The following is a 23,586-nucleotide window of genomic DNA, read 5'->3' as shown; positions in this document are numbered from 1 at the left end:
GGGGAACGGAAGAGTCAGGCGGCGACGCGGCGTGCGCGCAGCCAGCGCCAGCGCGCGAGCAGCGCCGCGGTCATCACCGCCAGGAACAGGCCGTAGGCGACCGAGGTCGCGAGCACCTGCTTCCAGATGGCGCCGGCGTGCGGATCGGCGTTGTACATGCCCCAGTGCATGCCCCAGAACGCCGCCAGCGTGGCCAGCACCAGGCTGGCGCTGTCGAAGACGGTGCGCGCGGCCGAGCGCGGCTGGCGCGGATAGGCCCAGAACAGCCAGGCCAGGATCGAGAACCAGGGGATGAACAGGATCAGCGCCAGGTTGAGTTCGATTTGCGGGTTCATGTCGTTGGACGCTTGCGCAGCCTTTGCTGCGGGGTCCATTGTTCGCCTATCGGCGCAGATTGCGTAGACTCAGATTCGGAGCAAAAAACCGGATCAGTCGCACAAAAGCTGGAGAACGGGACCGGGGACCGGGGACTCGGGACCCGGACGGCAAGCCTGGTCAACGCCCCGCTTTTCGGGTCCCCGGTCCCGGGTCCCCGGTCCCGAGCCCCCCGACATGACCCGCTACCAATCCCTCGCTGACGACATCGCCCGCTCGATCCGGCAAGGGCTGCTGCGGCCCGGGCAGCGGCTGCCGTCGGTGCGCCAGGCGAGCGCGGCGCGCAAGCTCAGCCCGGCCACGGTGTTCCAGGCCTATTACCTGCTCGAGGCGCAGGGGCTGGTGCGGTCGCGGCCGCGTTCGGGCTACTACGTCGCGCCGGCCGCGCAACGGCTGCCGCCGGAACCGGACACGGCCTCGGCGCCGCGCGGCGAGTCGCGGCCGGTCGACGTCAGCGCGCTGGTGTTCGACGTGCTGGAGTCGGCGATGGCGCGCGAGATCGTGCCGCTGGGCTCGGCCTTCATGAGTCCGGCGCTGTTCCCGCTGGCCAGGCTCGGCCGGGCGATGGCGCACGAGGCGGTGCACCTGGACCCGCGCAGCACCGTCGACGACCTCACCCCGGGCAACGCCGAACTGCGCCGCCACATCGCCCTGCGCTACCGGGTCGAAGGCGTCGAGCTCGGCGCGGGCGACCTGGTGGTCTGCAACGGCGCGATCGAAGCGCTGAACCTGTGCATCGCCGCGACCACCCGCCCCGGCGACGCGGTGCTGGTCGAATCGCCGTGTTTCTACGCCGCGCTGCAGACCCTGGAACGCCATGGCCTGCGCGCGGTGGAAGTGCCGACCCATCCGCGCGAAGGCATCGAGCTCGGCGCGCTCGAAGCGGCGATCCGCCGCCACGCGCCCAAGGCCTGTTGGGCGATGACCCGCTTCCAGAATCCGCTCGGCGCCAGCCTGCCCGAAGCCAAGACCCGCGAGTTGGTGCAACTGCTCGCGCGCCACGACCTGCCGCTGATCGAGGACGACGTCTACGGCGAGCTGCACTTCGGCGCGCGCGCGGCGCCGCCGGCCAAGGCCTTCGACACGCGCGGGCTGGTGCTGCACTGCTCCTCGTTCTCCAAGACCCTGGCGCCGGGCTACCGCATCGGCTGGGCCGCGCCGGGGCGCTACACCCAGCAGGTCGCGCGGCTCAAGCTGACCAACACCCTGGCGACCTGCGTGCCGGCGCAACTGGCGATCGCGCGCTACCTGCAGCGCGGCGGCTACGAGCGCCACCTGCGCGGGCTGCGCAAGACCCTGGCGCAACAGCAGGCCGCGTACCTGGACGCAGTGGCGCGGCACTTCCCCGCCGGCACCCGCGTCACCCGTCCCGACGGCGGCTATTTCCTCTGGATCGAACTGCCGCCGGGCCGCGACGCGCTGGCCTTGCAGCGGCAGGCCGCGCAACGCGGCATCAGCATCGCGCCCGGGCCGATGTTCTCGGCCGAACGCGGTTACGGCCGCTGCCTGCGGCTCAACTACGGCCACCCGCTCGATGCGCGGATCGAGGATGCGTTAGCGACCTTGGGCGCGCTTTCGGCGGCGCCACCGGCGTGAGCCGCTCGCGCACCGCCGCGCTGGCCTCGCGCAAGGCCTCGGCCTGGCGCTTGCGGCTGAGGTTGCCGAGCGCGCGCCGGTACGACCAGTCCACCAGTTCGCGCAGGTAGTCGGCCGGCATCTGGCGTACATCGACCACGGTGACCCAGTGGTGCCGGCCCATGAAGCGCGCCGGCTTGATCCCGGGGATGCCGGTCAGTTCGAGGAAGCGTTCGGCGTCGGCCCGGAAGCTGAAACGCCAGCGTTCGGGCTCGCTGGTCTTGAAGTAGGCGAAGAACTTTCCGCCGACGCTGTAGACCAGGATGTTCGATGGCGCGGCGTGGAGTTTTTCCTCGACGCCCGGATAGCTGCGGCAGACTTTCTTGAGAGCGTGGGTGTCCATCGGATTCGCGCGTGAGGACCGTCGCCAAGCATGCGCGGGTTTCGCCGCGGCGCAAAGATCGCGACGAACCCCGCCGCTTACATATGCGCCGTCACCGCCGGCGGCCGCTCCCAATCCTCGTCGCGCCCGTTGAGGTAGGCCACCGGCACCGCCGCCAGCCATTGCGGGGCGACGTCGAGGCAGGCAAGGCTCAACGACACGTAGTCGCCGCCGAGTTCCTCGACGTGGTTCTGGGCGAACACGTGCACGCCGCAGTGCCGGCAGAACCGGTGCCGCGCCACGCCGCGGCCGAAGCGATAGTCGGCCAAGGCGTCCTCGCCTTCGAGCAGTTCGAACGCCGACGGCGCCAGGATCGCGGCCCAACGCCGTATGCGCGCGCACAGCGAACAGTTGCAGCGCACGCTGCCCTGGGCGGGATCGACTTGCGCGCGGAAGCGAACCGCGCCGCAGTGGCAACCGCCGTGGAAGGTGCCGCTGTGTGGGGTGTGCTCGCTCATGCCGGACTCCGAGGGAAGGGCGACAAGCATGGCCGGCGCCTGCGGGCGGGTTCGGTCCTGGATTCGCCCGCCGCCGCGCACGGGCGATGCGGACGATCCTTCGGCAGTGCAGCGCAAACGCCGCCGTGCGCCAAGCGCACGATCGTCCGGATCGGGAGCGGTGTCGCAATGCGCCGGGCCTGCGCCGCCATCCATCGGCTGAAGCCGGCCGGCGCGGCGGCGGCGCGCAACGCGGTTGCTAAGCTCGGCGCGCCCGATCCCGGGCATCCAAGGAGTGGGAACATGGCCCGAAAGACGCAACTGGCAGCGCTGTGCACCTTCGCGTTCGGACTGAGCTTCGCCGCTGCCGCGTTCGCCGGCCAGGACTACGACCTGGCCTGCGTCTCCAACTGCCAGCAGATCGAGATCGAGCGGTGCCAGGCGGCGGGCGGCGGCGACGAATGCCGGCTGATCAATATCGACCACTGCTATTACCAGTGCCCGCTGATCTATCCGTGATAGGAGCTCGATCGAAGGCTTCGGATCGTCCTGGGCGCCTTGTCGGTCGCGACAAGGCGCTTTTCCGTTTCGGCGCCGGTAGCGCACGCGCGTTTTCGCGGGGCGGCGGGGTTCGTCGTCGTCGCGGGTTCGCGGTCGCGGCTTGCGCCGCTGCTACAGGCAGGCCATGCGGGTGCGGCGCGGTTTACATGTGCGAGGTCATCGCCGGCACTTCGAACCAGTTGTTGTGCAGGCCGTCCATGAACCGCACCGGCGCGGCGGCGAGGACGGCGTGGTCCACGTCCAGGCAGGCCACGTTGATCGCGTAGTACTTGCCGCCCAGCACTTCCAGTTCGCCTTCGCCGAAGGCGTGGATGCCGCACTGCTTGCAGAAGCGGTGGTGGCCGCTGAAGGTGCCGAACTGGTAGTCGCCCATCTGCGCCACGTCGCCTTCGAGCAGGCGGAACGCGTCGGGCTTCACGATCGCGCCCCACTTGCGCAGCTTGCCGCAGATCGAGCAATTGCAGCGCGAGGTGCCGGCGTCCAGGTCGAGGTCGACTTCGTAACGGATCGCACCGCAGTGGCAGCTGGCCTGGTAGGTCTGGACGGTCATGGCGGTGGCTCCGGTTCGGGTGGTGGCGGGCGGTTGCCCGGTTCGCAGCCAGATTACCCCGCTTTGAGGACAGGATATGTCCTCAATGGGTTCTACACTGGGCCCCATGCTCAAGACCTCGACCCGCCTGCTGCGACTGCTGTCGCTGCTGCAATCGCGCCGCCACTGGACCGGGGCGGAGTTGTGCGAACGCCTGGAGGTGGACGCGCGCACGGTGCGCCGCGACGTCGACCGGCTGCGCGAACTGGGCTATCCGGTGCAGGCCTCGGCCGGGGTCGGCGGCGGCTACCGGCTCGCCGCCGGCGCCAGCCTGCCGCCGCTGCTGCTCGACGACGACGAGGCGGTGGCGATGGTGGTGGCGCTGCGCAGCGCCGCCAGCAGCGTGGCGCGGATCGAGGACACCGCGGTCGGCCTGCTCGGCAAGCTCGACCAACTGCTGCCGGCGCGGCTGCGGCGCCGGGTCGGCGCGCTGTACTCGGTGACCCTGAGCCTGGGCCAGAACCAGGAAAGCCCCGATGTCGACACCCTGACCGAACTGGCCGGCGCCTGCCGCGACCATCGGCTGCTGGAACTGGACTACAACGACCGCGGCGGCCGCGCCAGCCAACGCACCATCGAACCGCTGCGCCTGGTCAACAGCGGCCGGCGCTGGTACCTGCTGGCCTGGGACCGCAGCCGCGACGACTGGCGGCTGTTCCGCGCCGACCGCATCCGCGGCCTGCGCTGCGGCGGCGGCTTCGTGCCGCGCAAGTTCCCCGAGGACGTGGCCGCCTACGTGCAGCGCTCGATCAGCCAGGTGATGACCGGCGAAGGCCTGCGCGTGCGCCTGCGCGGCAGCGCCGAGGCCCTCGCCCCGACCCTGCCGCCGTGGTGCGGCGTGCTCGAGCACATCGACGAGGGCAACAGCCTGCTGCATGTGCGCGGCGACAGCGCCGAGGAAATCCTGGCGCTGCTGGCGCTGACCGGGGTCGAGTTCGAGTTGATCGACGGCGCCGAGCGGGTGGCGCAGCTGCGCGAGGTGGCGCAGCGGCTGTTGCGCGGACTCGACGCGCAGGCCGGCTGAGGCCGCGGCTGCCCGAGCGCGCGGGAGGCCGGGCCCGCAGGCCCGGCCAGGACGCCGCCTCAATCGCCGGCGCAATCGGCCAGATACGTCGCGTGCAACTCGTCGTAGGCGGCTTCGCCCGGCGGCAGCGGCGCGTATTGCAGGTACTGCGGCACCAGCCACGCGCGCGCGTTCGCATCGGCGGCGTACATCTGGGCGAAGAAGCACGACGGCGAACGGTCGTCGAACCGCAGCAATCCATAGCCGTGGACGTTGTCGACGGGCTCCGCGCTCATGCGGTTTCCGCGCGCGCCGGCCACCGCCTTGAGAGTGCGTTCGGTCGCGTCGGCCAGGGCCAGGCGCCGGTCCAGTTGCACCTGAGCCAGGGCCTGGCGTTGCGACGGCGTCGCGTCCGGGCGCATGACGCCGGTCAGGCTGGTTTCCGCCAGCGCCGCGTGCCAACCCAGTGTCGCCGCCGGCCGCTGCGCCGCCTTGCGCGCTTCGATCATGGCCACTTGCCGGTGATGCTGCAGCGCCAGCGCCGCCAGTCCGGCCGCGTGCGGCGCGGCGGCGGAGGTGCCGTCCATGTAGCCGCCGCGCGTGGCGACCATGGTGTAGCTGGTCAGGTCGGGTTTGGGCGCGGACGACGGCGCCACGGGCAGGACGCCGCCCGGACCGAGCACCGGTCCGCGCGAGCTGTAGCTGGCGTCGATGAAATCGATCATCGACGTCGCTCCCACCGTCAACACTTGCGGCGAGTCGGCCGGCGAGTCCAGCGATCGCGCCATGACCCCATGCTCCAGTTCGTGCACCGTACTGAGGAACAGGCGCAGGAAATGCCCGGCCGACGGCGTCTTGCGCACGATCCGCACGCCGAAGATGCCGGCGCCGGAAACGCTCCCGGGGGGCGCATTCGCCACCACCGCGTCGCAGCGCCGGGTGTGGTCGGCCGCCGACGCGGCGTAGGACAGGCGTTCGGTCGGCAGCGCGCCCGGCCTGCCGTCCTGCGGGGCGTCGGCTTGCGCCACCACCGTCCAACCCGCCGGCTGCGCGACGATGCGCTCGCCGTCGCGTCGATCGCTCCTGCCATCGGTCCAGCGCACCAGCTGCAGACGGTAATCGCTGGCGGCGTTGCTCCAGCGCGTTGGCCAATCGCTCCAGGTCAGGCTCAGTTGGAATAGATGCAGGGCGCCGAGCTCCGGGTCGGCATAGAACGGAACGCAGTTGGCGAGTTCCGCATCGTCATCGCTGCGCAGCAGCGGACTCAGGCGCAGCACATTGACCTCTACCGGCGCCGCCGCGCCGCCGTCGTCCGGGTCGAAGTCCTGCGCCACCGGAGCGGCCGCGCCCGCGGTGGCCTGCCCGTCCCAATAGGAATGAGCGGAATTGCCCGCCGCGACGATCGTCACCACGCCGTTGGCGCGGGCCGCGTCGATGGCCTGGTACAGGCCCTGCGCCTCGCCGGCGCCCCCGGTGCCGTCGCCGGGCGCGCTGCCGATCTCGCCCAACGAGGTGTTGATCACTTGCGCGCGCGGCGGCCCGAGGCGCTGGTTGTTCGCATCCAGATTGGCCGCGTCCTGGATCGCGCGGGTCCAGTTGATCAACGAGAACGGCGCGTCTTCGTCGTCCAGGTCGCCGACGTCGTACAAGCGGTACTTCGCGCCCGGCGCGAAGTCGTAGACGATCTCGGTCACCGAATTGCCGTGCGAGGACTCGGCATGGCCGAAGATGCGCCCGTTGGCCGGAATTTCCACCGTATCCGCCGCCGCCGGCCATTCTCCGGCCTCGCGCAACGAGGCCGCCCGCGACCGGCCGAAACTGTCGATCACCGCGACGGTCAGGCCGGCGCCGTCGAGCCGGCGGCGCACCGCTTCGGGAATGCGCTCGGCCTCGCCGAACCCGCGCAGGAGTTCGGCGCCGCTCGCCGCGACGCCTGCGCTGACGGTGGCGGCGCTGGCCTGCGGCGCCAACCGGATCGCGGCCACCGCGTCCAGGCCGGCCAGCCATTCCAGCCGCGCCAACGGCACCGCCGCCAGCAGCGCCGGCGAGCCCGGGACGGCGTATGCGCGCAAGCCTGCGGCGTCGAGGCGCCGCTGCAGCGCCGCGCTCGCGCGGGCGAGCGCGACCGGCTCGACGACGGCGTCGTACCGCAACGCCAAGTCGATGCCGACCATGACGTTCTCGCCGTCGCGATGCGACGGCGGCAGCCCGACCCGGTCGAGCGCGGCGATCTGCAGCGCGGCGTCGGCGGCGCGCGCGCCCGAGCCGCGACGGCGCTGCTCGAACCATTGCAACGCGTGCAGCAGTTGCCCGCGACCGAGCTTGGCCTGGGCCGCGTTGCGCGGTTCGGGCGCGGCTTCGCCCGGGAATACGGCCGCGCGGGAGAACCCGTGCGCAAGCGCGTGGTGCGCGGGCGACGGTCGGGCATGGACCGACGGTGAAGGCGGCGATGCGTCGGCATGCGGCGATGGCGCCGATAAGGGCGATAGCGGCGATAGCGGCGAAGCAAGCCACAGCGCGCACGCGCACGCCGCGGCCAGCGCGCACAGGCGCGCAGTAGGGAGAGGTTTCATCGATAAGTATCCGGCAGGGGCGACGCCGCGCACCGCGGACGCCGTCGGAACGATGCCGGCCGCGAGATGGCCGGCCTGGAGTGCGAACCCATCGGCAGCGACCGATTGCCGACGAGTTCAAGGATTAAAACGCGAACTACATCGCATTTCCCCACTGATACTCGTCTGATTCATCGCGACAATCGCCCTCGAGCGGCGCAATGCGCCGCGACGACGCAACCGCGAAAACGCCGACACTGGCGGTCGCGGCATCGGCATCGGGGCCGTCGCGCAAACACCGACGGCGCCCGTCGCCGGGCGCCGTCGTCATTCGCAACCTTCGCTTCTCAGCCCAGATCGTGCAGCAGGTTGTCCGCCGCCTGCAGCGCCAGCGCGGCGATGGTCAGGGTCGGGTTCGCGGTCGCGGTGGTCGGGAACACGCCGCTGCCGACCATGTACAGATTGTCGTGGTCCCAGGATTGCTGGCGCGCGTTGAGCACCGAATCGCTGGGGCTGCTGCCCATGCGGTAGGTGCCGATGATGTGGCCGGCGCCGTAGAAGATGAAGTTCTGCCCCTGGTAGCGGAAGGTCGTGGCCGAGGCCTTGGGCCCGCTGAGCTGCGCGTTCTGCGGTTCGCGGGTGTACTCGGTCGCGCCCAGCGCCTTGAAGATCTGCGTGGACGCCTGCTTGGCCGAAACGAAGGCGTTGCGCACGTAGTCCTCGCGGATGCGGTAGGTCACCTGCGGCCGCGGCAGGCCGAGGCGGTCCTTGTACTGGCTCGACAAGGTCACCCGGTTGTCGGGATCGGGCACCTGCTCGATCAGGTAGCCCAGGCGCAGTTGCCGGATGTAGACGTCGTTGAGCGTCGTCGCCAGCTTGGAACCGAACAGCTGGCTGTACGCCGGCAAAGTCGGGTCGAACCGCAACGCGGTTCCCTGCGCGTTGACCGAGTCGCCGTTGAGCTGGCTGTTGTTCTGCCCGAACACGAAATCCGCGAGCGTGGTGTTGGGATCGTTGGCCGCCCAGTTCCAGCCCTCGTTGCCGATCTCGATGCGGTAGGCCGCACGCTGGCTGCGGAACGCGCCGTCGCGCGCGGCCTCGATGCCGGACGTCGCCAGCGGCCCGCGATAGGCATACACCGGTTTCTTGGCCAGGCCCCAGGCCAGGTACATCACGTGGTCCATGAGGTTGCGCCCGACCTGGTCGGAGCTGTTGGCCACGCCGTTGGGATAGCCGGGGTTGCCTTTGGACATCAGCAACAGCTTGGGCGTCTCGATCGCGTGCGCGGCCAGCACGTAGCGCTTGCCCACCGCGGTGCCGCCGCCGGTGGACGGGCCGGTCTGGGTGTCGTAGCTGAGGTAATCGATGCCGCTGACCTGGTTGCCCTTCAGGCGGATGTTGCTGGCCACGCTCTGGTACTGGATCTGCACGTTGCCGGTCTGCAACGCCTGGGCCAGGGTCACGGTGCCGTCGTACTTGGCCTGGATCGGGCAGATCGGAATGCAGTTGGTGTTGCCGGCGCACTGGCGGCGCTTGCCCGGACGCGAGTTGCGCCCCTGCGGCGTCGGCGTCACGAACAGCGGGATGCCGTCGATCTTCAGCGCGGTCACGTTCTGCTGGTACAGCGCGTCGTTGGTCGAAGGCACGATGCCCGGCATCGGGAAATCGTAGTCCGGCCCGTACACGCCGTTGGGCTGCACGTTGAAGGTCTTGTACAGGTCGACCATCGGATCGCGGTCGCTGGACACGCCGATCACTTCGGTCGCGGCGCGATAGTACGGCAGCAGCTGGGTGTAGAAGTTCGCGCCTCCGGGCCAGTCCACGCCCTGGCCGTACTTGGTCTTGAGCTGGAAATCGTTGGGCAGGTGCATCAGCGAGGTACCCAGCCAATGCCAGGTGGTGCCGCCCGCAACGCGTTCGTAGGAACTGCCGAAGGCGAAGGTCATCTGCGGGTCGCTGGCCGAGGTCGCCGCCTGCGGCCCGTAGACGAAATAGCACTGCTTCGGGTCCTGCCAGGCATTGATCTGCAGCACCGTGTAGCGCGGCGTGTTGAGCGTGGCCGGGTCGGGCTGGCCGAGCGGGTTGTCGGTACCGCTCGCGCCCTGGGTGGTCGGTGGGTACGGCGACTCCGGGGTCTTGGCGTCGGCGGTGAAGAAGGTCTGCATGTAGTCCTCGCGGCTCTTGGGCACCGGCGGCCCGCCTTCGAGGATCAGCACTTTCTTGCCGGCCTTGCCGAGCTGGTAGGCGATGATCGAACCGGAGATGCCCGAGCCCACGATCACCACGTCGAAGCCGCCGGGAGGGGTGACGATGCTCATACCGGATTCTCCAGATAGGCCGACAGCGGCGGCGGGTCTGCAGCCCAGTAACCGTAGTTGTAGGTCGAGCTGCCCATCGGATGCGATTGCATCACCCGCCACACCAGGCCCTGGGTGTAGCTCTCGGCGGAGATCACGCTGCTGAAGGTCTGCCCGCGCGAGGGACTGTTGTCGTACTGCACGGTCGGCCACGCGCCGGCGTACCACAGGAAGATCAGTTGCCGCATCGCCAATATCTGCGCGGGCGAGGTGCCGCTGCCGGCGAGCATCTGGCCGACGAGTTGCTCCTCGTTGCCCGGCTTGCCGCCGGCCGCATCGAACAGCGCCTTGTAGCGCTGCAGGATCTGCTCGGCCATGCCGTCGGGCAGTTTCTCGTCGAACGCCTGCAGGTAGACGGCCTTGATTCCGACCGGATCGATTTCCGGCGCGATCGCCTCGCTGGCGAAGCCGGTCAGGCCGACGCTCATGCTGACGAAGTAATCCATGTAGTCGAACACCATGTCGCTGTCCCCTTATTGCGCGCGCTGCAGCAGGTAGGTGAAATCCGAAGGCAGTTGGCTGTTCATGGTCGCGTTGTTGTGGCAGGCCATGCAGCTCGACGAGGCCTGCGGCACCCGGCCCTGGATGTAGGTTTCCAAGGTGGCGTTGGCGAGGAAGCTCGGCGCGGGATTGCCGGTCGGGTCGATCGGGTTGTTGGCCTTGGTCGGCCACTGCGTGCTGATCAGCTCGTAGTTGGCCCAGACCGTGCCCGGATAGTTCTTCTGCAACAGCGCCTGGTAGGTCGCGTTGAGCCGCTTGGTCGAGTCGGTCAGCGGAATCTCGCGCATTACCTGGGTCGGCACGGTGTGCGGGTTGTTGGGATTCCACGGCCGCGGCGGCGGCTGGTTGACCTGGCAGGTGGTGCAGTTCTTGTCGAAGAAGTTGTAGCGCGGCTTGTCGATCGGCTCGCCCTGGGTCGGCACGTTGTCCACGTGCTCGAAGGTCGACCACACCCACTGCGGCGCGCTCTGGGTCTTGTGCGCGATGTGCAGGCCGACCAGGCCCATCGTCTGCAGCTTGCACGCCGCCTGCACGCCCTCGTTCTCGTCGGGATTGGTGTAGACCAGCGCCTTGGCGGTGTGGAAGCGGGCGGCGTTGTCGTTGGCGCCGAGCACCTTCCACGCCGACTTGATCATGATCGCGCCGACCTTGGGCGAGCCCTTGGGCAGGGCGAAGTTCGCGGGCTTGCCGAACTTCTTCTGCCCGGCCGTGCTGTACAGGCCGTTGGCGACGATGTTGTCGAACATGTCGCGGTTGGTCAGGATCGCGAAGCGCACGTACTGGCCGTTCTGGTCGATCAACGGGCCGGTCTCGAACGGCTCGCCGCTTTCGTCGAGCACGTTGGGGGTCTTGCCGACCTGGGTCAGGCGCAAGGTCGCATCGCCCAGGCCCTTGCACACCGCCGGCGGCGGGGTGTCCTGGCCCCACGGCGGCGGAGTCGCGCCGCCGGGCAGGAAGATCTCGCGGCTTTCCTTCCAGTTCTCCCACACCGTCGGCACGTCCGGGCCGATGGTCGCGCCGGGCTTGGGATTGCCGTCGGGCCCGGCCGGCCAGTTCACCGCGACGAAGGACTGCCACGACAGCAGGTCGAAATCGTCCTGCAGGTCCTGCAGGTCGGGATTGGCCTGCGGCACGCTGACGTCCTGCGGAATGGTCGGGCTCAGCGGCGGCGGCGGCGGCCCGTCGTTCCACCGCTGTTGCGCAGTGGCCTGGGCGGCGGCCTCGGGCTTGACGTTGCCGTCGCCGCAGGCGGCCAGCGCGAGCGTCAGCGCCGCCGCCAGCAGCGGCAGCGCCGGCGCGCGCGCGCCGGCGGCGAAGGTATGGAAGGTCTGCGGCATGTCCTGCTCCCCTGGCTCCTCGATGAGCGAAGCGGAGGCTTCCGCTTCGCGGCGAGACGGCCCGGGCCAGTGCGCGCGGCCGCGCGCTGCGCGGTCGTGGCGACGTCGGCTGGCTGGCATAGCGCGGGCTGCTTCGCGTCGGGAACGCACGCTAGCCGCGCGCGCCGGGCGAAAGTGCGATGCGCCAAGCAAAAGCCGCGCGCGGCGCGCAAGCGCGAACTCGTCCGGCGCGTTTGTCCTCGGCGCGGACGCGATTGCGTATGAACCTGTGGGGCGATGCGGCCCGCGCCTCGGCGGCGGCGGCGCCGATGTGAGCGTGAGTGAGCGCTGTTGCGTCGCAGCGCGGATTTGCGCGGACAGGCGCGGATCGACGCGGCGCGAGCGCGCTCGCCCCAGCGACGGCGATGCCCGTCCGAACCAGGCGGGAGCGCGCAGAGGTTCGCGACGCCGACTCGCGGATTCGGCGTGGCCGCTCATGCGCGGCCCGACGCCACCTCCACGCCGAACGAAAAAAGCGCCGGACCGAAGTCCGGCGCCCCGGGTGCGACCCGCGCCGCATGCGCACGATGCGGGCCGCCGACCCTACGGCGCGGCCCCGGCACGGGTCCGCGCCGCTGCGGTGCTCAGCGCGCGACGGCCGCCGCCGCTGCCGCCGCGCAGGCCACGCTGTTCTCCTGCGCCAGCGTGTCGTAGCTCTTCTGGCCCTGCGCCTGCACCGGCAGCAAGGCGCGGTAGCGGGCGTCGTAGGTCGACGCCAGCAGGCAGGCCGCCGACTGGGCGTGGAACTTGAGCCGGCCGTTGCCGAAGCTGCTGTCGAAGCCGGCCGCGCCGAGGTCGTTGCCGCCGGTTGCGGCGACCCTGACCAGCGAGTCGTAGGTCAGGTCGGCGAGATCGACGCGGCGCTGGCGCAGTTCGGTCTCGCGCTGCGCCTTCTGCGCCGCGGTGGCGTTGGCCGGCAACGCCGCGGGCACGGTCGCGTCGGTGAGCTGGCGCTGGTGCTGCAGGCCGAGCAAGGCCAGCGCCGCGGCGTGCGGCGCCGCCGCCGAGGTGCCGTTGAAGCCGGCGCTGGACTCGGTGCTGACCACCGCGAAGCTGGCCAGGTCGGGCTTGGCGTTGCCCGCGGCCTGTCCGGCCGGACGCGCGCCGCCGGCGGCGAGCACCGGGCCGCGCGAGCTGTAGGCCTCCAGCGCCGAAGTCGCGGCGTTGATCGCCGCCACCGTGATCGCGCTGGCCGAATCCGACGGCGGCAACAGCGAGCGTTCGTTGGAGCGGAACTCCGGATCGATCGCCTTGCTGCCCATGATGCGCAGGAAGTTGGCCGCGCCGGCGGTCTTGCGCAGGATGCGCACGCCGAAGATGCCGCCGCGGATGTTCGGCGCGCCCGCGAACGCGTTGTTGCACAGCGCGGTCGAGTCGGCCTGCGGCGGCTTGTAGTTGACCAGTTCGATCGGGCGCTGGCCGGCGCCGCCGTTCTGCGCGGCGTCCGACGAGGCCACCTGCACCCAACCGGCCGGCGTCGGGTTGATCCAGGTCCAGGTCGACCAATCGAACACGCGCTGGGTCACCGCGTCGCGCCAGCGCACCAGCTCCAGTCGGTAGTCGGCGTCGGTGGCGTTGGTCGCGCTCTGCCAGTCGTTCCAACCCATGGCGGCGAACAGCGACCAGGTCGACGCGCTCGGTTCGCTTAACCCCACCGGCGTGCACTGCGCCTGCGCCGCGGGCTGGCCCAGCACGCCGCTGGTCGGCAGCAACACCATCACGTTGGACGGCCGGGCGGTGCCGTCGGGATTGAGGTTGGCGGCGCCGAAGTTCTGATAGACGTTGGCGCCGGCGCCGGCGGTGCTGTCGCCGTCCCAGTAATGCTGGCCGTGGTTGCCGGCGGCGTTGAGCACGATCGCGCCGTTGGCCGCGGCGGCGGCGATGGCGTCGTACAACCCCTTGAACTCGCTGTTGCTGGTGCTGCCGTCGCCCGGCGAGAACGGATAGTTGAAGCCCAGCGAGGCGGTGATCACCTGCGCGCGCGGCTCGCCCTGCGGCACGTTCTGGGCGTTGAGGTTGGCCGCGTTCTGCACGCCCGACACCCAGGCCGCGTCGCTGCCGGAGACGTCGTAGGCGCGGAAGCTGGCGTTCGGCGCGATGTCGTAGACGATCTCGGTCACCGCGTTGCCGTGCGACTCGCCCGTGTAGCCGAACGCGCCGGCCGGGCTGGCGATCTTGGTCAGGCGCGCCGCCGCCGGCCAGTTGCCGCCGGCCTGCAGCGCCGCGACCTGGCCGTTGTTGTCGCCGAACTGGTCCATGATCGCGATGGTCAGGCCGTCGCCGCGCAGTTCGCGGCGCAGCGCCTGCGCGACCACCGCCGAGTTGCCGAACGCGCGCAGCGTATCGAGCGCGCTGGCGTTCGCGCCTTCGGTGTAGGCGACCGGCTCGGCGATCGCCTTCAGGCCCACCGTCGCGACCTCGCTCAGGCCCGCGACCCATTCCAGCTTGTCCAGCGGCACCAGCGCTTCCAGCGCGGGCGAGCCGTTGATCGCGGCGGCCCGCACGCCCTGGGCGAGCAAGGTGTCGCGTAGCGCGTGGCTGGCGCGTTCGAGCAGGCTGGGGTTCTGCAGTTCGTCGAAGCTCAGCGCCAGGCCGACGCTGACCTTGACCTTCTCGCCCTCGCGCCAGCGCCCGGGGATGCCGGCGCGCTCCAGAGCGGCGATCTGCGCCGCCGCGGTCGCGGCGCTGCGCGCGGCGCTGCCCGAGGCGGGACCGCCCGCGCCCGCACCGGCGCTGCGCGCGGCCGGACTGGCGGCGAAGGACTGCACCGCTTCGAGCAACTGGCCGCCGCCGAGCTTGGCCTGCGCGGGGTTGCGCGGCGTCGGCGCGGCATAGGCGACCGGACGCAGGCTGGCGGCCGCGGACGGCGGCGCCGCGGCCAGCGCGCGGCTCGAATCGCCCGCCACCGGCGCCTGCGACGAGGCCTGCGGCGCGGGCGCCTGGCGCGACCACACCAGCACCGAGGCGCAGGCCGCGGCCAGGCCGAGCACGGCGAACTTGTTCGGAGAAAGCTTCTTCATGGACCGTTCCCGAGTTCGATGGGACGAACGGCCGCGCCTTGCGTCTGCGCGCAGCCGTCCGCCTCGCAGCGTCCGGCCTCAGGGCCGCGCGCCTGCGAAAGAAAGGATGTAGGTGGAGTTCGAGCGCCTGAAACTTCGGCTTTCCGTGGCTTTGTTGCGCGCTCCCTTAGTCAAACGCGCGTCATGCGAAATCCCCCCACTCACGGGTGGAATTTCGCTAAGAACGAATCGCCATGAAATCGGCACTGGGGTGATCGCGCGGCGGTGCGTTGCAAGCACAGCGCTCGCCGCGTGCGCCGCGGCCATGCCGCGCGCGAAGAAACCCAGGCGACGCCGACCGCGCGGCGGACGAAACGGTTTCGTCGGAAACGATCGCGCCGGCTTCGGCGCCGCGCCGCCTTCAGCCCAGCGGCAAGCCGCGCGCCAGGCTCACTTCCGCGCGCGGCGGCGCGCCGAACAGGCGCTTGTATTCGCGCGAGAACTGCGACGGGCTCTCATAGCCGACGCGGTGCGCCGCGGCCACCGCCTCCATGCCGTCGATCATCATCAGCCGGCGCGCCTCGTGCAGGCGCAGATGCTTTTGGAACTGCAACGGCGACATCGTGGTCACCGCCTTGAACTGATGGTGCAGCGACGAAGTGCTCATGTGCAGTTCGTCGGCGAGGTCTTCGATGCACAGCGGCAGCAGGTAACGCTGGCGCAGCATCGTCACCGCCTTGGCGATGCGGTGCGAGCGGCTGTCGTTGAGCGCCAGCGCGCGCAGGCGATGGCCGAGGTCGCCCATCAGCACGCGGTAGAAGATCTCGCGCAGCGCCATCGGCGCCAGCACCGGCAGGTCTTGCGGCGTATCGAGCAGGCGCATCAACCGCAGCACCGCGTCCATCAGCGTCGCGTTGACCCGCGCCGCGTACAGGCCCAGGTCCATGCCGACGCCGTCGCGCGCCTCGCGCGAGCGCTCGCCCGGCGGCGATTGGCCGGCATCGACGATCAGGCGCGCGATCTCGGCCGGATCGATGTCGATGCGCAGGCACAGGTAAGGCTTGTCCGGCGTCGCCTCGACCACCTGCCCTATCATCGGCAAGGTCACCGACACCACCAGATAGTTGAGCGGGTCGTAGTGATAGACGCGATCGGACAGCGTCACCACCTTGCGTCCCTGCGCGACCACGCACAGCCGCGGTTCGTACACCGACGGCGAGCACTCGGTCGGCCGGTCCATCCGGATCAGGTGCAGCTGGCGCACGTCGGTGCCGTGGACGCCGTCGCCGGCGACCGTCAATCGGGCAATCCGGTCGACCAACTCGGCCTGCTGGGCGCAATGCCCGCGCTGTGCGATGGTATCGGCGGAAGTGCTGGCGCTCATGGCTTCCCGTGGGCGGTCGGGGTGACACGATTATCGGTATGAATCTGTCCTGACACTGTGCCGCTTCGGCCGAATTGCAGGATCGTGCAAGGATGCGGCAGTAATGTACTAACGCGTCCGCGCTTTCGGGCCTACCTTAATCGCGCTCCCCCAGCGGTTCGAGCTGCGCCCCGCGCAGGCGGTCCGGTGGGCGGCGGCCCGGTGTCCCGTCGCGCGCGACGGCGGCGGCCGCGGCCCGCGCGCCGGCCCGGAGCCGCCGGCGGGCCGGCGCGCGAGCGCCGCCGATCCGCCCAGCCAGCGAGGCACGCCAGCCCCCACGCGTTCGATCCGCCGCCGCCCGCCGACATCGCCGGCGCGGCGCGCCTGACGAATTTGTCAGCGCGGCGACAGCCTCGCGTATGTACGCGCCGCCTACAGTTGCGACGTCGGCGCGCGCCGAAGCCGCGGCTGCCGGCCACGCATCCGCCGCAGCGTTGCGGCACGCATACGAATCATTCCACGCGGTACGGCTGCGCGACGGCCGCGCTGCGTGGAGACTTCGCACCACTCATCCAGCCGTCGGAACCTGACACGATGTGGATAGTCCAATACGCCCTGAGCCGCCGCTACACCATCGGCGTCCTGGCGATCCTGATCCTGCTGTTCGGCGTGCTGTCGGCGCGCAAGATGCCGACCGACATCCTGCCGGAAGTCGGCATCCCCTCGGTCAACCTGGTGTGGACCTATAGCGGCCTGCCGGCCGCCGACGTCGCCGCCAAGATGACCTCGTTTTCCGAGGCGGCGATCCTCAACACCGTCGACGACCTGAAAGAAGTCCGTTCGGAGACGCTCAACGGCGCCAGCATCGTGCGCATCGACTTCCAGCCCACGGTCAGCCTCGACCGTGCGCTGGTGCAGATCACCTCGGTCTCGCAGACGATCCTGCGGCGCATGCCGCCGGGCACCTCGCCGCCGCTGGTGGTGCGCAACAACGTCTCCTCCACGCCGGTGCTGCAGTTGGTGCTGTCGTCGGACTCGCTGACCGAGGCCCAACTCTACGACTACGCGCGCCTGCAGCTGCGCTCGCAGATCCAGACCATCCCCGGCATCCGCATGACCCTGCCCTACGGCGGCGCGCCGCGGCAGATCATGGTCGACCTCGATCCCTCGCGGCTGCAGACCTACGGCCTGACTCCGGCCGACGTGACCGCAGCGCTGGAGCGCGGCAGCCCGACCCTGCCGTCGGGTTCGATCCGCGAGGGCGCGCGCGAGATGCAGATCTCGATCGACACCAGCCCGGCCACCGCCAGCGAGTTCCTCGACATCCCGGTGGCCTCGCGCGCCGGCACCGTGATCTACGTGCGCGACGTCGCCTCGGTCCGCGACGGCGGTGCGCTGCAGACCAATGTGGCGCGCATGGACGGCTCCAGCGCGGTGTCGGTGGCGCTGATCAAGCTCGGCGGCGCCTCGGCGGTCGAGATCGTGCGCGCGGTGCGCGAGCGCCTGCCCGAGATCGAAGCCTCGGCGCCGCCGGGCACGCGCATCCACGCGATCTTCGACCAGTCGGTGTTCGTCGACAACGCGATCGGCTCGATCGAGCACGAAGCGGTGCTGGTCGGCCTGCTGGTGGCGCTGGTGGTGCTGGTGTTCATCGGCTCGTGGCGCTCCAGCCTGATCGTGCTGTCGGCGATCCCGCTGGCGCTGCTGGCGTCCGTCGCGATGCTGCATCTGCTCGGCTACACCTTCAACGTGATGACCCTCGGCGGCCTCGCGCTGGCGATCGGCATCCTGGTCGACAACGCGGTGGTCGACGTCGAGAACACCAACCGCAACATCGCGCTCGGCAAGGACGTGCGCATCGCGATCATCGACAGCGCCAAGGAAGTGGTGTTCCCGGAAATGGTCTCGACCATCTCCATCTGCATCGTGCTCACCCCGATCCTGCTGATGACCGGCCTGTCGGCCTGGGTGTTCACTCCGCTGGCGCTGGCGGTGATCTTCGCCATGCTGGCCTCGTTCCTGCTCTCGCGCACGCTGATCCCGGTGCTGTGCTACCTGCTGCTGCCGGCCGACATCCGCAGCCGCGCCAACCCGCGCTGGGCGCCGGAAAAGCTGCTGCTCAACGTCAACCACAAGGTCGAACACCGCCTCGACTCGCTGCGCGACAAGCACCACGCGCTGCTGGTCAAGCTCGGCCACCACGGCGGCGTGCTGGCCCTGGCCGCGCTGCTGGTGTTCGCGCTCGGCGCCGGCGCGGCGATGTCGCTGGGCCGCGAATACTTCCCGCAGGTCGACGCCGGCCAGCTGCGCCTGCAGGTGCGCCTGCCGACCGGCACCCGCCTGGAGGAGACCGCGGCCAAGCTCAGCGAGATCCAGCGCGAGATCCGCGCGATCATCCCGCCGAACGAACTGCAGACGGTGTACGAGCAGATCGGCGTGCCCGACGCGATCAACCTGTCGCTGGTCGACAGCACCGTGGTCGGTTCGTTCGAAGCCGAGATCATGCTGCAGCTGCGCTCGCCGCACGCCAACAGCCACGACTACCTGGTCAAGATCCGCAAGCGCATCGCCGAGCGTTTCCCCGAGGTCAAGCTGTTCGAGCGTCCGCCGGACGCGACCAGCCGCACCCTTGCCGGCTCCGCCGCGGCCGCGTTCGAAGTGCGCCTGATCGGCCGCGACGTGCCCGGCAACATGGCGCTGGCGCGCGAGATCGAAAAGCGCCTGCATCAGGTGCCCGGCGCGGTCGACATCTCGCTGCGCCAGGTGCTCGATCTGCCCGAATATCAGGTCAAGATCGACCGCACCCGCGCCGCCCAGCTCGGCCTGGACCCGCAGCAGGCCGCGCGCGCAGTGCTGGCGGTACTCGGCTCGGCCGGCACGGTCTCGCCGGTGTACTGGACCGACACCGTCAACGCCATCGCCTACACCGTGCAGGTGCAGGCGCCGCTGACCCAGATGCAGGACATCGACCAGCTGATGAATTCGCCGCTGCGCATCGGCGCCAATGGCGAAGCGGTCCTGCTGCGCAACATCGCCACGGTGGTGCCGCGCAAGGTCCCGGCCAGCATCGCCCGCACCACGCTGGCGCCGACCATCAGCGTCATCGCCAATGTCGAAGGCACCGACCTGGGTTCGGTCTACGACAAGCTCAGCGCGATCACCCAGGAACTCAATGGCCAGCTCAAGCCCGGCAACCGCATCGAGATCGTCGGCCAGGCCGGCGAGATGCAGAACGCCTACGGCGAACTCGCCGCGGGCCTGGTGATGTCCGCGATCCTGGTATTCCTGGTACTCGTGGTGAACTTCCAGTCGTGGATCCAGCCGGCCGTGGCCATGTCCGGCCTGCCGATCGCCATCGCCGGCGCCGCCATCGGCCTGTTCGTCACCGGCACCCCGCTGAGCGTGCCGGCGCTGATGGGCGTGATGATGGTGATCGGCGTGTCGACCGCGAATTCGGTGCTGGTGACCAGCTTCGCGCGCGGATTGATCGCCGACGGCCACGATCCGGAACTGGCCGCGTACGAATCGGCCGCGGTGCGCCTGCGCCCGGTACTGATGACCGCCAGCGCGATGATCCTGGGCATCGTCCCGATGGCGATCGGCCTGGGCGACGGCGGCGAGCAGAACGCGCCGCTGGGCCGCGCGGTGATCGGCGGCCTGCTGTTCGGCACCCCGGCCACGCTGATCCTGGTGCCCTCGATCCTCGCCGTCGTCGGCCGCCGCCGCAAGCCGGCCGGCGACGAAGACGCCGCCGCCACGAACCTCCCCGCCGCCGCCCCGGGCGACGGCGCCCCCGCTGGAGTCAACGCATGAACCGCACCCTCCGTACCCTCGCTCCCCTGCCGCGCGCCGCGCTGAGCGCCGCGGTCGCCGGCCTCGTGCTGTTCGCCGCCACCGGCTGCGGCCGCAGCGAAGCCGAGACCGCGCAGGCGCCGGCCACGCCCGAAGTGCTCACGGTCAAGGCCAAGGCCGCCGAGCCGGTCTACGACCTGAGCCTGCCGGCGCGCGCCCAGGCCGGCGAATCGGCGGCGCTGTACGCGCGCGCGACCGGCTTCGTCAGCGAACGCAAGGCCGAGCTCGGCGACAAGGTCGGCGCCGGCCAGGTGCTGGCGACGATCTCCGCGCCGGAAATCGACCAGGCCGTGCGCGAGGCGCGCGCGGTGCTCGCCCAGGCCAACGCCGACGAAGAACTGGCCAAGGTCAACTACCAGCGCGCGCAGCAACTGATCGGCTCGGGCGCGGTGTCGAAGGAATACTTCAGCGACCGCAAGGGCAACTTCGATGTCGCCGTGGCCGCGCGCAACGCCGCCCAGGCGCGGCTGACCTCGGCGCTGGAGCGGCAGTCCTTCACCGCGGTGCGCGCGCCGTTCGCCGGCGTGGTGGTGGCGCGCAACATCGAGCGCGGCGACCGCGTGGTCGGCGATTCGGCCACCGCCACCGTGCCGATGTTCGAAGTCGCGGTGCTCGACCCGCTGCGCGTGGTCGTGGACGTGCCGCAGAACGTGTCGCTGCAGATCAGCAACGGCCTGCAGGCCGAAGTGAGCTTCCCCGAACTGCCGGGTCAGGTGTTCCAGGCCGAAGTCGCACGCAGCGCCCGCGCGCTGTCGCGCGACGCCGGTGTGATGCGCACCGAACTGCGCCTGCCCAACCCCGACGGCCGCATCCCCGCGGGCATGGTCGGCAGCGCCCGCCTGCACCTGCCGCGCGCGGCGACGGCGGTGGTGTTGCCGGTCTCGACCGTCGTGCAGCGCGCCGCCGGCACCCAGGTGGCGACGGTGACGCCGGGTTCGACGCTGACGTATCGCGACGTGACCGTGGGCCGCAACCTCGGCAACGAGATCGAAGTGCTGACCGGCATCGCCCCGGGCGACACCGTGGTGCTGGCGCCGAATGCGTTGTTGGCCGAGGGCAACAAGGTCAGCGCGAAGGCGCTGCCGCCGCCGGCCAAGAAGTCCTGATCGGTGGGAGGGCCTTCAAGCCCGATGCTTTCGTTTCGGATCGTCGCGATCCGAGCCAAAGGCATCGGGCCTGGACGCCCACCCACAACGGCACAGGCCTCGCGCCCCACCCTCGTCCCCGCCTGCGCGGGGACGATGCGTTTGTGGGAGGGCCTTCAGGCCCGACGCTCTTGTGTCCGCTCGTCGCGGCCAGCCGCAAACCCCGTCCGCATCAGCCGCGCAAGGCCTTGGCGTGATGCGCGAGGTGCTCGCCGATGAAGCTCGAGATGAAGTAATAGCTGTGGTCGTACCCCGGTCGCAGCCGCAACTGCAGCGGATGCCCGGCCGCTTCGCACGCCGCTCGCAACAGCTCCGGCTTGAGCTGGTTCGCCAGGAATTCATCGTCGCCGCCCTGATCGATCAGCAGCGGCAACCGCTCCTGCGCGCCCGGCACCAGCGCGGTCGCGTCCCACGCCAGCCATGCCTCGCGATCCTCGCCCAGATACGCCGAAAACGCCTTCTCGCCCCACGGCGACTGCGACGGCGCGGCGATCGGCGAGAACGCCGACACGCTGCGGTAGCGCCCCGGATTCTTCAGCGCGATGACCAACGCGCCGTGCCCGCCCATCGAATGGCCGCTGATCGCGCGCGCGCTGGTGGTCGGGAAATGCGCATCGACCAGCGCCGGCAGTTCGTCGACCACGTAGTCGTACATGCGGTAGTGCTGCGCCCACTTCGGCCGGGTCGCGTTGAGGTAGAAGCCCGCGCCGATGCCCAGGTCGTAACCCTCGGCATCGGGAATGCCCTCGCCGCGCGGACTGGTGTCGGGCGCGACCAGGATCACCCCGTGCTCGGCCGCATACCGCTGCGCGCCGGCCTTGGTGATGAAGTTCTGTTCGCTGCAGGTCAGGCCCGACAGCCAGTACAGCACCGGGCAATCGGCGCTCTCGGCCTGCGGCGGCAGGTAGACGCCGAAACGCATCGTGCAGCCCAGGGTGGTGGCGGTGTGGCTCCAGACTTGCTGGCGGCCGCCGAAGCAGCCGTGGGATTCGATTTTTTCCATGTTCGCTCTCTCAGCGGCGCAGCGTGGATCCGTTCGGATTGACCGCCAGTTCGTCCACGCGCTGCGGATAGAACGGCTTCTTTTCGTCGAGTTGGTAGAACAGCAGGCCATGCAGGCCGACGACCTCGCGCTTGGGCACGCGGTTGCGCCACAAACGCTCGAACACCGGTTCGAGCGCGGCCGGCGGATGCCGCGCGAGGACTTCGTCGATGAAGGCGACGTCCTGGCCCGGCGGGAACAGCAACGCGAAATCCGCATCGTCGAGCGCGAACACGTCGTAGACGCAGTTGATCGCGCCGTCGACGACCTGGACGTTCTTCATCGCCGCCTCAGAAGTGGATCACCGTGCGGATCGACTTGCCTTCGTGCATCAGGTCGAAGGCCTCGTTGATCCGCTCCAGCGGCAGGGTGTGGGTGATGAACGGGTCCAGGTCGATCTCGCCGCTCATCGCCTGCTCGACCATGCCCGGCAGCTGGGTGCGGCCCTTGACCCCGCCGAACGCGGTGCCGCGCCACACCCGCCCGGTCACCAGCTGGAACGGACGGGTCTTGATCTCCTGGCCCGCGCCGGCCACGCCGATGATGACCGACTCGCCCCAGCCCTTGTGGCAGCACTCCAGCGCCGAACGCATCACCTCGACGTTGCCGATGCATTCGAAGCTGAAATCGACGCCGCCGTCGGTCATCTCGACCAGCACGTCCTGGATCGGGCGCGCGTGGTCCTTCGGATTGACGCAATCGGTCGCGCCCATCTTCTTCGCCAGTTCGAACTTCGACGCGTTGGTGTCCACGCCGATGATGCGCCCGGCCTTGGCCTGCACCGCGCCCTGGATCACCGCCAGGCCGATGCCGCCGAGGCCGAACACCGCGACGGTGTCGCCGGGCTGGACCTTGGCGGTGTTGTGGACCGCGCCGATGCCGGTGGTGACGCCGCAACCGAGCAGGCAGACCTTCTCCAGCGGCGCCTCGGGATTGACCACGGCCAGCGAGATCTCCGGCACCACGGTGTACTCGCTGAAGGTGCTGCAGCCCATGTAGTGGTGGATCGGCTGGCCTTCGTAGCTGAAGCGGGTGGTGCCGTCGGGCATCAGGCCCTTGCCCTGGGTCGCGCGCACCGCCTGGCACAGGTTGGTCTTGCCCGACAGGCAGAACTTGCACTGGCGGCATTCGGCCGTGTACAGCGGGATCACGTGATCGCCCGGCTTGAGGCTGGTCACGCCCTCGCCGACCTCGACCACCACGCCGCCGCCCTCGTGGCCGAGCACGGCCGGGAACAGGCCCTCGGGATCGTCGCCGCTGAGGGTGAACGCGTCGGTGTGGCACACGCCGGTGGCGTGGATGCGCACCAGCACTTCGCCGGCCTTGGGCGGCTGCACGTCGATCTCGACGATCTTCAACGGTTCGCCGGCGGCGAAGGCGACGGCGGCGCGGCTTTTGATGACCCGGCTCATGGGCG

18 protein-coding genes and 1 pseudogene are annotated in these 23,586 nt (G+C 70.2%); 5 read left to right on the top strand and 14 right to left on the bottom strand.

The window, feature by feature from the left end; translation table 11 throughout:
- Nucleotides 1–14 precede the first annotated feature (14 nt).
- Nucleotides 15–335, bottom strand: a complete 321-nt coding sequence (locus JHW41_RS02310; protein WP_057949339.1) for a hypothetical protein — start codon at nucleotides 333–335, stop codon at nucleotides 15–17.
- Between the two features lie 217 nt (nucleotides 336–552).
- Between JHW41_RS02310 and JHW41_RS02305 the strand changes: the two genes are divergently transcribed.
- Entirely contained in the window at nucleotides 553–1,971 is a 1,419-nt protein-coding gene (locus tag JHW41_RS02305) for a PLP-dependent aminotransferase family protein (RefSeq protein WP_057949340.1), read from the top strand.
- Here JHW41_RS02305 and JHW41_RS02300 read toward each other — a convergent pair.
- Complete coding sequence (locus tag JHW41_RS02300) at nucleotides 1,889–2,353, bottom strand: MmcQ/YjbR family DNA-binding protein (protein WP_250448884.1); 465 nt, start codon at nucleotides 2,351–2,353, stop codon at nucleotides 1,889–1,891. The two genes, JHW41_RS02305 and JHW41_RS02300, sit on opposite strands and share 83 nt — an antisense overlap.
- Nucleotides 2,354–2,430: 77 nt before the next feature.
- Nucleotides 2,431–2,850, bottom strand: a complete 420-nt coding sequence (locus JHW41_RS02295) for a GFA family protein (RefSeq protein ID WP_250448883.1) — start codon at nucleotides 2,848–2,850, stop codon at nucleotides 2,431–2,433.
- A 282-nt stretch (nucleotides 2,851–3,132) separates the two neighbouring features.
- On the opposite strand from JHW41_RS02295, the gene JHW41_RS02290 reads away from it, so the two are divergent.
- Entirely contained in the window at nucleotides 3,133–3,348 is a 216-nt protein-coding gene (locus JHW41_RS02290) for a hypothetical protein (RefSeq protein ID WP_057949342.1), read from the top strand.
- A 184-nt stretch (nucleotides 3,349–3,532) separates the two neighbouring features.
- Here the strand turns inward: JHW41_RS02290 and JHW41_RS02285 are convergent, their stop codons facing one another.
- The gene (locus JHW41_RS02285; RefSeq protein ID WP_078996925.1) at nucleotides 3,533–3,940 is read right to left on the bottom strand and encodes a GFA family protein; all 408 of its coding nucleotides are present in this window, start codon (nucleotides 3,938–3,940) and stop codon (nucleotides 3,533–3,535) included.
- Nucleotides 3,941–4,025: 85 nt separating this feature from the next.
- Between JHW41_RS02285 and JHW41_RS02280 the strand changes: the two genes are divergently transcribed.
- Nucleotides 4,026–5,003: a helix-turn-helix transcriptional regulator gene (locus JHW41_RS02280; protein WP_250448882.1), complete on the top strand. Its 978-nt coding sequence runs from the start codon at nucleotides 4,026–4,028 to the stop codon at nucleotides 5,001–5,003.
- 59 nt (nucleotides 5,004–5,062) lie between these two features.
- On the opposite strand, the gene JHW41_RS02275 is transcribed toward JHW41_RS02280, so the two are convergent.
- The 6 genes from JHW41_RS02275 to JHW41_RS02250 all read right to left on the bottom strand — a co-directional run bounded on the left by JHW41_RS02275 (nucleotide 5,063) and on the right by JHW41_RS02250 (nucleotide 16,151).
- On the bottom strand, nucleotides 5,063–7,276 hold the full coding sequence (locus tag JHW41_RS02275; RefSeq protein WP_250448881.1) for a S8 family serine peptidase: 2,214 nt from the start codon (nucleotides 7,274–7,276) through the stop codon (nucleotides 5,063–5,065).
- Nucleotides 7,277–7,881: 605 nt separating this feature from the next.
- Complete coding sequence (locus tag JHW41_RS02270; protein WP_250448880.1) at nucleotides 7,882–9,852, bottom strand: GMC family oxidoreductase; 1,971 nt, start codon at nucleotides 9,850–9,852, stop codon at nucleotides 7,882–7,884.
- Nucleotides 9,849–10,352, bottom strand: coding sequence for a hypothetical protein (locus JHW41_RS02265; RefSeq protein WP_057949347.1), 504 nt, complete (start codon nucleotides 10,350–10,352; stop codon nucleotides 9,849–9,851). The genes JHW41_RS02270 and JHW41_RS02265 overlap by 4 nt, the downstream gene beginning before the upstream one ends.
- Nucleotides 10,353–10,364: 12 nt before the next feature.
- Complete coding sequence (locus JHW41_RS02260; RefSeq protein WP_250448879.1) at nucleotides 10,365–11,729, bottom strand: hypothetical protein; 1,365 nt, start codon at nucleotides 11,727–11,729, stop codon at nucleotides 10,365–10,367.
- Between the two features lie 623 nt (nucleotides 11,730–12,352).
- Nucleotides 12,353–14,788 (bottom strand): S8 family serine peptidase, encoded by a 2,436-nt coding sequence (locus JHW41_RS02255; RefSeq protein ID WP_250448878.1) that lies wholly within the window; start codon nucleotides 14,786–14,788, stop codon nucleotides 12,353–12,355.
- Between the two features lie 400 nt (nucleotides 14,789–15,188).
- Nucleotides 15,189–16,151 (bottom strand): AraC family transcriptional regulator, encoded by a 963-nt coding sequence (locus JHW41_RS02250; RefSeq protein ID WP_250448877.1) that lies wholly within the window; start codon nucleotides 16,149–16,151, stop codon nucleotides 15,189–15,191.
- A 573-nt stretch (nucleotides 16,152–16,724) separates the two neighbouring features.
- On the opposite strand from JHW41_RS02250, the gene JHW41_RS02245 reads away from it, so the two are divergent.
- Entirely contained in the window at nucleotides 16,725–19,943 is a 3,219-nt protein-coding gene (locus tag JHW41_RS02245; RefSeq protein ID WP_250448876.1) for an efflux RND transporter permease subunit, read from the top strand.
- Entirely contained in the window at nucleotides 19,940–21,088 is a 1,149-nt protein-coding gene (locus JHW41_RS02240; protein ID WP_250448875.1) for an efflux RND transporter periplasmic adaptor subunit, read from the top strand. Before JHW41_RS02245 ends, JHW41_RS02240 begins: the two co-directional genes overlap by 4 nt.
- A 130-nt stretch (nucleotides 21,089–21,218) precedes the next feature.
- On the opposite strand, the pseudogene JHW41_RS26230 reads toward JHW41_RS02240, so the two are convergent.
- The 4 genes and pseudogenes from JHW41_RS26230 to JHW41_RS02225 all read right to left on the bottom strand — a co-directional run.
- A pseudogene (locus tag JHW41_RS26230) lies at nucleotides 21,219–21,287 on the bottom strand (DUF6053 domain-containing protein); the annotation flags it as partial.
- Between the two features lie 12 nt (nucleotides 21,288–21,299).
- Nucleotides 21,300–22,130 carry an S-formylglutathione hydrolase gene (gene fghA, locus JHW41_RS02235; protein ID WP_250448874.1) on the bottom strand — a complete coding sequence of 277 codons (831 nt, stop codon included), beginning with the start codon at nucleotides 22,128–22,130 and terminating at the stop codon, nucleotides 21,300–21,302.
- 10 nt (nucleotides 22,131–22,140) lie between these two features.
- Nucleotides 22,141–22,452 (bottom strand): hypothetical protein, encoded by a 312-nt coding sequence (locus tag JHW41_RS02230; RefSeq protein ID WP_250448873.1) that lies wholly within the window; start codon nucleotides 22,450–22,452, stop codon nucleotides 22,141–22,143.
- 7 nt (nucleotides 22,453–22,459) lie between these two features.
- The gene (locus JHW41_RS02225; protein ID WP_250451352.1) at nucleotides 22,460–23,569 is read right to left on the bottom strand and encodes an S-(hydroxymethyl)glutathione dehydrogenase/class III alcohol dehydrogenase; all 1,110 of its coding nucleotides are present in this window, start codon (nucleotides 23,567–23,569) and stop codon (nucleotides 22,460–22,462) included.
- Nucleotides 23,570–23,586: the final 17 nt, after the last annotated feature.

The organism is Lysobacter enzymogenes (assembly GCF_023617245.1).
Lineage (GTDB): Bacteria > Pseudomonadota > Gammaproteobacteria > Xanthomonadales > Xanthomonadaceae > Lysobacter > Lysobacter yananisis.
Note: the sequence above shows the minus strand (reverse complement) of the source record. Positions and strands in the feature narration are given on the sequence as shown.